Source organism: Rahnella rivi (assembly GCF_019049655.1).
GTDB classification, from domain to species: Bacteria; Pseudomonadota; Gammaproteobacteria; order Enterobacterales; family Enterobacteriaceae; genus Rahnella; species Rahnella rivi.
In genome coordinates this window covers 1-13,108 of sequence record NZ_JAFMOX010000038.1, presented here as the reverse complement: position 1 = coordinate 13,108, position 13,108 = coordinate 1, and the positions used below count along the sequence as shown (strand labels likewise).

General features: G+C 41.9%; 9 protein-coding genes and 2 pseudogenes. All 11 read left to right on the top strand.

The genetic code is table 11. The annotated features are described in order from the left end of the window. Nucleotides 1–48 precede the first annotated feature (48 nt). Nucleotides 49–2,013: pseudogene (locus tag J1779_RS01295) on the top strand (M23 family metallopeptidase); the annotation flags it as partial. 1 nt (nt 2,014) lies between these two features. Then, nucleotides 2,015–2,644 carry a hypothetical protein gene (locus tag J1779_RS01290; protein WP_217202664.1) on the top strand — a complete coding sequence of 210 codons (630 nt, stop codon included), beginning with the start codon at nt 2,015–2,017 and terminating at the stop codon, nt 2,642–2,644. A gap of 248 nt (nt 2,645–2,892) precedes the next feature. Beyond that, the gene (locus tag J1779_RS01285; RefSeq protein WP_217202663.1) at nt 2,893–3,495 is read left to right on the top strand and encodes a hypothetical protein; all 603 of its coding nucleotides are present in this window, start codon (nt 2,893–2,895) and stop codon (nt 3,493–3,495) included. A gap of 513 nt (nt 3,496–4,008) precedes the next feature. Beyond that, a complete protein-coding gene (locus J1779_RS01280; RefSeq protein ID WP_217202662.1) occupies nt 4,009–6,351 on the top strand; it encodes a type VI secretion system Vgr family protein in 2,343 nt (780 codons plus the stop codon). 15 nt (nt 6,352–6,366) lie between these two features. Next, nucleotides 6,367–8,667, top strand: coding sequence for a M23 family metallopeptidase (locus J1779_RS01275; protein WP_217202661.1), 2,301 nt, complete (start codon nt 6,367–6,369; stop codon nt 8,665–8,667). After that, nucleotides 8,654–9,406, top strand: a complete 753-nt coding sequence (locus J1779_RS01270) for a hypothetical protein (RefSeq protein WP_217202660.1) — start codon at nt 8,654–8,656, stop codon at nt 9,404–9,406. Before J1779_RS01275 ends, J1779_RS01270 begins: the two co-directional genes overlap by 14 nt. A gap of 366 nt (nt 9,407–9,772) precedes the next feature. Beyond that, nucleotides 9,773–10,273: a hypothetical protein gene (locus J1779_RS01265; RefSeq protein ID WP_217202659.1), complete on the top strand. Its 501-nt coding sequence runs from the start codon at nt 9,773–9,775 to the stop codon at nt 10,271–10,273. A gap of 218 nt (nt 10,274–10,491) precedes the next feature. After that, nucleotides 10,492–11,618, top strand: a pseudogene (locus J1779_RS01260) (IS3 family transposase). Between the two features lie 65 nt (nt 11,619–11,683). Beyond that, entirely contained in the window at nt 11,684–12,433 is a 750-nt protein-coding gene (locus tag J1779_RS01255; protein ID WP_217202658.1) for a hypothetical protein, read from the top strand. Between the two features lie 317 nt (nt 12,434–12,750). Further along, nucleotides 12,751–12,915, top strand: coding sequence for a hypothetical protein (locus J1779_RS01250; RefSeq protein WP_217202657.1), 165 nt, complete (start codon nt 12,751–12,753; stop codon nt 12,913–12,915). Further along, nucleotides 12,896–13,108: hypothetical protein (locus J1779_RS01245; RefSeq protein WP_217202656.1), on the top strand; the 213-nt coding region annotated here is incomplete at its 3' end. The genes J1779_RS01250 and J1779_RS01245, both read left to right, overlap by 20 nt.

Here is a 13,108-nt window from a genome sequence, read left to right as displayed (position 1 = left end):
AGATAGAGATAAATAGAGTATGTAAGAGTTTCAGATAGTTGGCTACGACAATTGAAACATGAGACTGAAATAGGTTCCGGTGAGGACGGGAAGGTTGTTTTTTACTCTTTGTATATGCACCTTAAATATCTGGAAGCAGAGATTAAAACTGACGCTAAAATCTATCGTAAAGCCTCTCTGGGCTCTTCGGGAATGACTGATGGGCAGAATGAATTTCATTTCCAGATTTTTTGTGATGAGACGAATATCAGGAAATTGGTCGGTAGAGCTACTTGCGAGTTAAATATTAATGAAAGTGGCCGGACAGATGTTGTCTACGGCGATGTTCATTTTTATCTTCCTGCAGGAACGAAATTTTATGAGGCGCGACCTTCGGCAAATATAGCTACCACTACGAACCTGAATGAAGTGCATACCAGTACGATTCCGTTGTACGCAAGCATGAGTCTCAGTAAAGGGGCATGCACGATGATTACGCGACAGGCATGCGCGAATGCAGAAGGTGCATTTGAGCCTATTGGCTCACCCCTGGTAAATGCCGACGGCGAGGACTATGAATACAACCTTTTTAGAACAGCCACCTCACGCTATCCGCAAAGTCCGAGTGCCGGGTATGAACTGCTGCGCTTTGGGCGCATTATCAACACTGAACATGAAATCCTGGTTCCTGCTGATGCACCCTTATGGATGACTGTAAATTATCCCGGTGGACAAGGTGTTGTGAACCTTGCCGTACCAAATGTTAAAAAATTCAGCGATGCGGATTTCCCTCATTGGGCGGGATGGCAGCTGATTGATGATGATAAAGATACGCATAGTCAGTGCAACTCAGCGGCAATAAGAAAGCTCAGGAAAGAAGACAGGTACGCAGCACAAAGCAGTAAACTTATCTGCTGTATTCCGTTTGAGTGGGAAAAAAGCACCATTGATAACAGGTACAAATGGCTGATGACTGGTCTGCCCTGGGAGCAGTGCACATCGGAAAAAACGGCAACATGGCAAATCCCGGGATCTCAGGAATCGAAGGATCGAATTCTGATGAGCGAAGAAGACTACGGTAGGTTTAAACAGCATGCAGAGGCTCTGTGTTTTGATTCAGGGGTCTTGGGGTCAGGGAAAGTATGGCATTTTGACCCTCGTGGGTTTATTGAACATTTCAGGAAGTGTGGGTGGTTGAGTTTATCTGAGATGATACAAACAGTTCCAAGTAGCGCGTTGAGAAGAACAAGCAGAGACAAATATGCTTGGGAAGCAATTAATAGTCACTTGAAAACACCAGGTTCGGTACTGGTCAATCATATCAATAACTTGAACAACATGATGAGAAAATACTGCATAAATACGCCTTATAGGATCTCATGTTTTTTAGGTAATGCGGTACAAGAAACCCAGTGGCTAAGTACGCTTCATGAAGGTAGTGGGAGTAATTTGTGGTATGCCCCATGGTATGGGCGTGGATTTCTTCAATTAACCAATCCAGAGAACTACCTTAACTACTTTGAATATATCGGGACATCTGTGCAAGCATCTCTAAAACACAGTCTAGTAGATGCATATGCTACGATAGCTGCACAACCCCCAGCTGAAAGGTCTAATGCAACGTTACAAGACCGTCACTTTCCGACACTACCTTCCGAAATTATCGGGTTGAGAGAAGTGGTCAGTGAGAACAATTCATCTAATATATCAGCTGCAGACAGTGCTGGATTTTATTGGGTGAAAAATAAGATGGCAAAATATGCAGATATGGAAAATACTCTTGAAAGAGTTTCAGTTAACACTAATAATGGAACGAAGTATTATTATCGAAGCCCTTCCTTCTGGAAAGCTAGTGCAGCAGTTAATTTACCCGGTAGGATAAACAGCCTTTATAGCTCATCTTTAAATGGATTTGATGCAAGATGCTGTGCCTACGGAGTCGCGCTGGCTATATTAACCGAAGATAAATTTCCGGACCCTTCTGGAAATTTAACAATTTCATTTCCAGAAGGGTATACTCATAGGAAGCATTAGTATGAAATTAGCATGCCTTACTATTTTTTTGAGCTTTAGTACATTTGCTTTAGGTACAGTACCATCGCATCAAGATAAATCACCTTCAGTTATTAGAAACTTATCATCAAATTCCAATGCTGATATTTTTTCATCATCAAGCTTTGATGCTTGCAATATGCACTTCAAAGACTATGTATTTCCCAAGCTAACAGATGATGAATATTACCAAAAAAAATATCCTATTTCAGAATGGAGTTGCCTTTATTCTGGAGATGCATTTGAGGAAGGATATGATACTCAAAAAATCAACAACAATGGTGTAAACGAAAGCAGCACAGAAAATAAAATAGTATATGACTATAAAAATAAAGAATGGAAATCCTCACCAGATAGAAATTACATAGGAAATGGCAAAAAAAATCAATTGGAACTAATAAGAGTTGAGAGTGAAAATTCTAACGGCTACATAGCTATAAATAAAATGAAAAAAATTAAAGACGGTAGTATTAGTGAAGGGTTCTATTTTTGCCTAATACATAATAATAATGCACTTTGTGGGTCTGGTGAGAGTATTAAAAATAATGGCGAATTCATCTCTTCTCAAGATGCATTAAAATTATTAAGTAGTGTTTCGTTTGACGACAACTAAATAACTGCGCTTAATATTAAATCACTGAAGGGAACTCAATCCAGTTTGAGCCTTCTGATCAATCGCCAAAAATCACAAAACATCAACCGGACTAAGTCATGAAGATCATAGCACCGATGCACAGAATATATAGGTGCAGCATGTGGAATTGAAACAGGACCTGGCGCCATAATTACAGATGCTATAGGGGGGAATCATTAGTGGTGTAGCCGGATACTATGGGGCTGACTGGGTGGCGGACCAAATAGATGAAAATTAATTTTTATAAAAAAATACTCAATTTAATTTCAGAAGATAAACCTGATGATCTTACCTCAATCTTTCCTAAAGAAAATTTCCAACATATTTTGGAAATAGATAAATACCCTAATTTGTCTACATTAGTTAATGATAATATATACGCGTATAGGCTGTTCTTTTGTACTGATATTAATCACACCCAGAAAGTAATAGATGTAATCAATAAAAACTTCAATTCTAACATCGAACTTAAGGATGCTAAAGATATTGTAATATCTTCAAGTCAAGAAGCCGTTACTTTCAATTTTTATAATGATTTTTCTGCTGAAGTTTTGCGATTAGTAACAAATTCCGAAAAAACCATCAAAGAAATATGGAATTTAAATATAAGCCCCCCAGCTCCATGGGTTTCATTTCCAGAAATTGATCCTGATGGATTAGGGAGTATGCAAGGCAATCTCTCATTTTGGTGGGATTGGATGTGGTTGCCATTTTGGAATTCTATGAATAAAGATCAAAAAGATAAATATTTAATTGAAAATTCAGCACCAGCCAGTTGGGTAGAGTATTTTGATTTTTATGATGCGCATATTAATGCAAAGAAGACCTAACGGTGAGCTGCTTTAGATGTTAAAGAAAATACTTATCCCGACTTTTTTATTTTTATTTCTCCAATTTTTTCTGAAAAGATAAATTTAAAAAATCATGAAGGTATGCGTACAACAAAAGACGTCTGACAGCAAAATTAAGTTTATCAAAATCAACATATAAAAAGCTATCTTCTTTGAAGAATACAAAACTCTAGCAGACACAAGTTTGGTCAACGGTTGGGACAGTAGCGATAAAGGTAAAGTGATACTGAAGGTTTCTACTTTGCAGAAAGAGACAAATCCGAATCAATATGGTTCGGTAAAGATAACATCTTAGTTGTCGTAAAAAACAAAGAAAGTAACGCTGTCAAAGATAAAAAATACATCATCTGCAATAGCAATAAATCTGATGGTGAACGCTCGGGTCATATAGATAAATTACCCTCTAAGACAGGCTATAAAGTTTTCAACCTCATCTAAGTCGCAAGAAATTTCATATGGTGTGGCTGACAATGCTAATAAGGACATTTGTACATGACGAATTCACTGCCATTTTTCGACCACAGCCATCATAAATTAGCTGTCCGCGGCAGCAGCGCACAGCCCGACGTTCTGAGTTTTAACAGCCTTGAAGCACTCAGCCAGCCGTTCCGTTACGACATTGAGTTCACCAGCACCGACAAAAATATTGACCCGAAAACCATGCTGCTGCAGGACGCCTCCCTGACCCTGCAGGCGCCGGTGGCTGAAGCCTTTGGCGTTTCCGTGCAACAGCCGCAGCGCGTGATACAGGGCGTCATCACCGCCTTTAAGCGCCTTTCCACCTCGAAGGATGAAAGTCATTACGAAGTCCGCCTGCAGCCGCGCCTGGCCCTGCTTTCACGCAGCCATCAGAACGGCATTTATCAGGACATGTCCGTGCCGCAGATTGTCGAAAAAATCCTGCGCGAACGCCACGCTATGCGCGGTCAGGATTTTGTCTTCACGCTGAGTAAAGAGTACTCGCGGCGCGAGCAGGTCATGCAGTACGGCGAGGACGACCTGACCTTCATCTCCCGTCTGCTGGCCGAAGTCGGTATCTGGTTCCGCTTTACTGCCGACCCGAAACTCAGCATTGACGTCGTCGAGTTTTACGATGACCAGCAGCATTATTTGCCACCCCTGACCCTGGCCGCCGTGCCCCCTTCCGGCATGCACGATGTCGGCGTCGAATCCGCCTGGGACCTGGCCAGCCATTATCAGGTGGTGGAGAAAACGGTGTCCACCCGCGATTACAACTACCGCACCGCCACCGCGGAGTTAAGCGGCAGCGCCGACGTCACCCGTGGAGACACCACCACCTACGGCGAAGCCTATCACTACGCCGATAACTACCTGACCCCCGGCGGCGGTGGCCGCGACCCGGAACCGGAAAGCGGCGCGTTCTACGCCCGCCTGCGCCACGAGCGTTACCTGAATAATCAGGCGCGTTTCTCCGGCGTCGCCAACGCAGCCACCCTGGTGCCGGGTCAGGAACTGAATGTTACCGGCAGCGACGCCCCGTCGCAGTTTGTGCAAGGCGTGGTCATCGTCAGCATCGAAAGCGCGGCGAGGCGTGATAAAAGCTTTGAGGTGAAATTCGACGCCATTGCGTATTCCGAAGACTACGGCTTCCGCCCGGAGCCGGCGCCTAAACCGATCATGGCCGGCACCCTGCCCGCCCGCGTCACCAGCACCACCGCCAGCGATACCTACGGCCATATCGATAAAGACGGCCGTTACCGCGTCAACATGATGTTTGACCGTGATGCGTGGGAACAGGGGTACGAAAGCCTGTGGGTCCGTCAGGCGCGCCCGTACGCCGGGGATACCTACGGCATGCATATGCCGCTGCTGGCCGGCACCGAAGTGGCCATTGCCTTTGAAGACGGTAATCCTGACCGCCCGTACATCGCCCACGCGCTGCACGACTCCGCGCACGGCGACCACGTCACCATCCAGAACTACAAACGCAACGTCCTGCGTACCCCGTCGAACAACAAGTTGCGCCTGGACGACGAGCGCGGCAAAGAGCACATCAAGCTCAGCACCGAATACGGCGGCAAAAGCCAGCTGAACCTCGGCCATCTGGTGGACAGCGGCAAACAGCAGCGCGGTGAAGGGTTTGAGCTGCGCACCGACAGTTTTGGGGCAATACGTGCACAGAAAGGGATTTTCATCAGTGCTGATGGTCAGTCGAAGGCTCAAGAGAAAGTGCTGGAGATGCAACCGGCTATCAGCCTGCTGAAAACTGCGCAGGAGCAAATGCAAAGTATTTCCACTGACGCGCAAACTGCCACGGCAAATCCCTCTGATCTGCAGGCCCAAATCAGTTTGTTGCAGCAAAACCTCACCGAACTGAAGCAAGCCGTCCTGTTACTGAGTGCACCGAAAGGGATCGCACTGAGTAGCGGTGAACATCTGCAAATGAGTGCCAGCGATAATCTGATTGCCACGGCCGGTAAAAATGCTGACGTCAGCATCGCAAAGAACTTCTTTATTGGCGTCGGCAACACGCTAAGTATCTTCGTCAGAAAGCTGGGCATGAAGCTTATCGCCAATCAGGGGCCTATCACGGTTCAGGCTCAAAACGACCTGATGGAATTGCTGGCCCGCAAGGCGATCACCATCACCAGCACCGAAGATGAAATTAAAATCACCGCGAAGAAGAAGATCACGCTTAACGCCGGCGGCAGTTATATCAGAATCGATGAAAACGGTATTGAGTCGGGCACTGCTGGGGAATATCTGACTAAAGCCGGGCATTATGGGCGGTTAGATAAAGCCAATCTCCCCACTGAATTTCCAGCCTTAGCCGCTAAATCTGAAGACCCCATTAAACGTTGGTTATTCTCTTAACAGGACGTTAAAAATATGATTATCAGCCCTTTATTTTTAAAAGATAAGTCCGACTCAGAAGTCGATGCTTCCTGGGCCTCCAGAATGATGCCTGTAGATCCTGAGCGCGGTTTTCCCATAAATAGCCATCGCTCGTGGCACGGAGGTATACATATTCCTCATACTGACAGCGGCGGTACGGCAGAAAAGATCCGAGCTATCGCAGAGGGCATTGTGCACTCTCTCCGCCAGCCAGTCGGTGATAAAAAAGGCATTCCGCCTTATAACTACAATGGCGCTACGGATTGCGGCTACGTTTTGTTGAAACATGAAACTGAGATCGGTTCAGGTGAAAATGCCAAAGTCGTTTATTTCTCACTCTATATGCATTTGGCTTCTATTAATGTCGCGGTAAAAACAGGTGAGAAAGTTTATCGAAAAGATCCGCTGGGCACAGTCGGCCAGGTTGATGGGCGTAATGCAGTCCATTTCCAGATATTTTGTGATGATGCTAATTTGGCAAAATTAGTGGGCCGCACGAAGCCGGAACTGGATTTGACGAAAAATGGTCGAACAGATGCGATTTATGGTGATATGCATTTTTATCTGCCAACAGGCACCAAATTTTACAGCCACGCGCCGACCAACAACGCAACCACAGCCACTGAAGCTGAAGTCTATATCAGTTCCGAACCTCTCTTTGTCAGCATGAGCTTTGACAAGGGTAAGTGCACCATGCTCACGCGTAAGAAAGGCGTGTTCTCTAATGGAAAATACAGCGAAGTAGGTGAGAAACTGGTAAACGCCGATGGTGCAGATTACGAATACAACTTGTATGCGCAGGCTAAGAAGTTATACCCGCAAAGCCAAAGTGCAGGTTATGAGCTGTTAAGGTTTGGGCGGGTCATCAACACCGACTATGAAGCATTGGTCCCTGCCGACGCCCCATTGTGGCGAACCATCAGTTATCCGGGTGGCAAAGGAGTCGTAAACCTCGCCCTTCCTGCAGTAAAAAAGTTTAGTGATGGTGATTTCCCGCACTGGGTCGGCTGGCAACTAGTTGATGACGATAAAGATGAAAACAGCCAATGCAATTCAGAGCAGGTGCTATGCCGTTTTGGTGACGATATGCGGGGCTTAATTTGCCATTTCCCATTGGAATGGGATGCCGCAACAGTAGAAAAACGTCTGTTGTGGCTGAAAACAACCGTGGTGAATGAAAGCCTTGAGAATCAAAAAGCAAACCGTCAGATAGATACCAATTGGAATAATGCTTCAGGGTATGCATTCGATAATATAAATCCTGATATGAGCGTGTTAAATGCACAAGATGCATCTTCTTTTGAACAAGCTGCAAATGATACTGCAATGGCAGAAGCCGACTGGAATGCGCTTATCGAACACGCCAAAGCATTATGTTTTGATATCAGTGGATTACCTACAGGACGAGTATGGCACTTTCACCCTATTTCGTTTATAGCACATTTTAGGAAATGTGGGTGGCTGGACTCGGCAAATTTAAAAAAAATAATGACCTCAGAACTGAATACATCAAGAAATGCAGCAACAATTCAATACAGAGAAATAGCGGTAGATGAGTATTACGTGGCACTAAACCTAGTGATGAGAAAATACAATATTCTTACACCTAATAGGCAAAGTCATTTTTTAGGGCAAGGTGCAGTTGAATCTAGTTCATTAACAGCTATGCAAGAAGTTAGTCAAACACAAAGTGTTGTGAATGGTAGGCAGGTCGGTGGTGGCATAGTAACAAAATCTGCAGAACGCGAAAGTGTTTTAGGGCATTGGTATGGTTCGCAACCTGACGAAATAGATAATTACTTTTCTGGTAGTAAATATAACCGAAATGGTGGGCTCATTGCAGCTTCATACAGCTGGAGTAATGGGAACTGCGGAAATATTGATGCTCAGAAGTTCCGTGGACGCGGCTTTAAAATGTTGACTGGGCGCGACAAATATGCTGACTACTGGGTCTATAGAGGCTGGTTACAAAAGGACTCTTTCGATAACCATTGGTGGGATGATCCGCAATATCGCGAAAAAAATGCTGAAGCAATGAGATTGCGACCAGCAAATATAGAAGAACCACAAAAAATAACAGAGTCTCCATACAATTGTATTGACTCTGGATCTTTTTATATTATTTGTTTTAGAGGGCGAACCATTAGAAGTATTGATCTTGATGAAGCTGAAAATACTATGAATGACAATGCTATAGCCGCAGTCACCCAAGCGATTAATGGTGGCGATAATGGTCTGCAAAGAAGAATAACCATGACAAATAATGCAAAGGGATCTTTGAATGATATTTGCTAAAAAAATGATTTTTATGATTATTTTAACGCCGGTGATATCTCATGCGTCGCTATATTACAATCAAGTGAAAGTTGACAAAAATAATTTTTTTCTCGACAAAATTAATCACGATGTAATGCACATCACTAATAATGATAAAAAACACACTTGTCTGATTGAAAATTGGGAGAGTAAATTTTCACAAGGTGCAGGAGTTATATCGCGGACAACTGATGGGAAAGCTATTGTTTTGGCCAACACGGATTCTTATTTGTACGTTAATGAACTTGTTAATTGTCAAAATAATAAAGTACTTTTACACAAAGTACCTGTTCCCTTCTCTATACCACTTGGTGTAGTTGTTGATATGAATTTTGATAAAAAAATATATCTCCTCATGATATTAGAAGACGTTCAAAGCAGAACATACACAGCTTTAGTGTCGAACTTTAATACGAAGAAAAATATCATTTCAGCTGATGGTTTTTTCAGCGAATCATCATATTCTGAAAATGGATTTAATCTAGAAAATGAATATAGCGGGCGAATATCATTAGATGGGAGATATGTTTACCCTGAAAGCTTAGGGTGCTCAATTGATTCATTTCCAGGTGTGTGGGATATAATAAATAAAGGTAGAGTTATTTTCAGATCTTCAAAAAATAGTGATGAGGATATAAAGTCAAAATGTCAAATATTGTTTAGTGGCAAGGCATCACTGAAGGAGTTAGGAGGAGAACTGTTGCTTGATAAAAAATAATCCCTATTGACCAAGATAGCCTTAACTGAAAAAAACTCCTAATTTGCATGATGAAAATATTAGTTAAATTAATATTTTAAAATAATACTACATCAGAACGCGCACCGATTATTAATAACCCTCAATTACTATCTGTGGACCCGTATAGTTCAATTGATGCAAGTGGTTGGTACTGGAACGGTGGGTCTGCCTCAGCAGGATATCGCTCTATAAACAAAGTAATTGTTGAGCGAAATATGACCTTTGAACATTCTAGAGTAGTCACACATGCAATCAATGGCGGATATACTCAAGATAGTGATAGGTGGAAACATACGCTAAGAATATTTAGTATTTTAGGTGATAACATTAAAATTTGAGGTTATAATGAAAAGGAAATCGACACTAACCATTGCCTTATTCTCATTCATCTTTTTAATTAATGAATGCTATTCATCCCAACAAAAACTAGAGATAACGAGCTTAGCAAATAACAAATTGAACATTACAGATTACAAATCGAGCAATATATATATATTTAATATTTCCATAAATGGCTATGAGGTTAATTGCTCAGGAGAAAAAATGGTTTTGTGGGGGTATCCTGTAAAATTTGTTGACGGTAGCCCAGCTGACAATGAGTATGTGATATTCGATCTAAAAACAAAAAAAACAATAGCAACCAACTTGGTAAGCCACGGTATTTTTGGTGCGATTTTCCTATCTGATAATGTTAATGCATTTTTAGATACAGGTGGAGGTTATATTGTAAATACACAGACTGGAGAGGCTAAAGATATCGATAAAAAAATGCTGGGGGAATTAGATAGCATATCTGAAAAATGCCAAAAACCAAAAAGATGGTCATATAATAAATTCCCCCAATAAGCATATTGACAATATTTATACACATTAATATTTCATATCGATAGTGATATAACATACTTAAGCTAAACTTTAATAACACGAAACCACCTAATGAATCAGATTAAATAATATTGATTTTTTATAAAAGCAAAGTGAATATTGTAATTATCCCGCTTAACCTGCAGATTCACTTTTAGAGATCTTCCGACATACTAATTGTGTCACCTGAGGAGATCGCTATGCGCAAGATCCGATTCACTGAGCACCAGATCATCGCCGTCCTGAAATCAGTCGAGGCTGGCAGGATCGTCAAAGATGTCTGTCGCGAAGCCACTATTTCCGAAGCCAACTACTACAACTGGAAAGCAATATATGGCGGGATGGAAGCCGCTGATATGAAAAAAATCAAAGATCTTGAGGACGAGAATCGTCGTCTGAAGCAGATGTTTGCCGATCTGAGTTTGGAATGCCGGGCGTTGAAAGACGTCATCGAAAAAAAAGCTTTAAAACCAACGATAAAGCGTGAGCTCGTCAGCTATCTGACCACGCAGTTTACGATGAGCATACGCCAGGCATGCAGGATGTTATCGTTGCGCAGGACGGTGATTCGTTATCAACCTGATACGCGACATGATGAACCGGTGATCCAGAGGCTGACTAAGGCAGCTGAACGCTATCCCCGCTAAGGATTTAAGATGCTTTTTCAGGTACTTAGCATGCTGTGGCACGTGTGGAACCACAAACGTGTACACCGGATTTACTGTCTACTAAAACTGAATTTTTGTCGTGAGGGTAAACAACGCCTGACGGTGCGCAATCCGGCTCCGCTGGCAACGCCGGAAGTACTCAACCAAAGCTGGCCGATTGATTTTATGCACGACGCCCTGACATGTGGCCAATGTTTTCGGACCTTCAACCTCGTGGATGATTTTAACCGCGAGGCTCTGGCCATCTAAATTGACCTAAATATCCCGGCGCAGCGCGTTGTGAGGGTGCTGGACAGAATAGTGGCAAACCGAGGATATCCGCTGAAGATGTGAATGGATAACGGGCCGGAACTGATATCGCTGGCTCAGGCACAATGGGCTGAGGCCCATGGCATAATGCTGGAATTTATCAAGCCAGGCAAACCGACGCAAAATGCATTTATCGAACGGTTTAACCGAACGGACCGGACCGGACCGGACCGGACAGAAATAATGGTTTTTTATCTGTTCAGAACACTGAATGAAGCACGGGAAATAACGGAATGCTGGCTGAAGGAATACAAAAGTGAGCGGCCCCATGAATCCCTGAATAACCTGACGCCGGAAGAATACCGGCTGATGGCTGAGAAGACGAAAACTCAAAATTTGTGTGGAGCTAAAACGGGTGTGCTTACAGGATGAATTCCTTTTTAGATATTAACAACCCAAGTAATGGGAGTGAGTCATGATCAAGGTACATAATCTTTTTTTTATAATAATTTATATTTCTATGAGTGGAAAGTCTTTGGCGACGAATGATAAAGATGTTACTCACAACTCACTTATAAATGCCGTTAGAAGTAATTATGAAAATTTAAACAATGTGAACTTCTCAGTGCATAAAGCTCTATATTTTAAAGATTATGCGTATTTCTGTGGTGTTCCGCAATATGATAACGGTGATCATTTTGAAATGAATAATTTTGTCACAGTATATGACATGCTGTTGAAGCGGAGTGATGATGATAATTGGAAGGAAATTGCTAATTTTAATTCTTTTTCATCGAAAAACACTAAGGTAACATGTCATCTATCCGGAGAGTTAGAAAGCTTATTGTCTGAGATAAAAAAAACCAATGATATATGTTTACCTGTTGATAAAGGAATTCCTGAAAGAAAAAGCATACTTGATGCTATCCGAGAGGATAAGGATCAGCAGTTCGTCGTTACCAGATTGTGTAAAACATCTTCAATCGCATATTTCTGTGGTACTAGCCTAGATAAAAATTCAGGAGTTATTAATGGGACGGGTAATGCAATAGATGTTAATGATGTTATATTGATAAAAGATAATAATGGCAAATGGAATAAAATCGTCGATTTTGGTATTTTCACCATGAAAGTAAATGATATAAAATGTCACTTTGGTAATAGTAGTGTTGTTTTACCGCATTTCGTTTTACAAGATGCAGCAAAAAAACTTAAATTGCCATAGGTACTCGCCACAGAATGCTTATTTACTGACCAAAAAATTTCACTTTTCAGACTGATATAGTAATTGTTTTTAAAAAAATTCTGTGTATTTTATTTATTAAAATAATTGTTAGTTAGGTTAAATGCGCTATTAATTTACGCCTCAGTTTAATTTGACCTATGACATTTAATAATCAAATCCTCCAATGCCCGTAAATATAAACACCATACCCGGCCCCATCATTACGCCCGTTACAGCCCAAGCCATTACCCTGGCTTTCTGTACTGTAGAGGCTTATTGCGTTGAGAACATTGCTCATGCGGTTTCTGGGAAAACTAATGAGCGAAACCTCCTCATCCATTCAAGGTCACGTTAGGGGCAAAACGTATGAAGAGGTGATGAAATCTGGTGGTGATTTAGTGCCTCAATATAAAAATATAAATGAGCTGAGAAAATTAATTGGTTCAACACCAATATCACCAGATGATGGTAAAACTCGATAAATTTAAGGTGGGAATTTTTGAAAATATTTTTTTGTGTTTAATTTCATTATCTTCAAACGCATTTTCTGCCGATAATATTTGCTTTTCAATGAATGAAGCAATTAATTTAAAAAAAGAGTTTCTTTCCGGTAAGAGTGATTATGAATATTTAAAAAAAACATCTACAACTCAAGCTTACGAGGAAATAGAATAT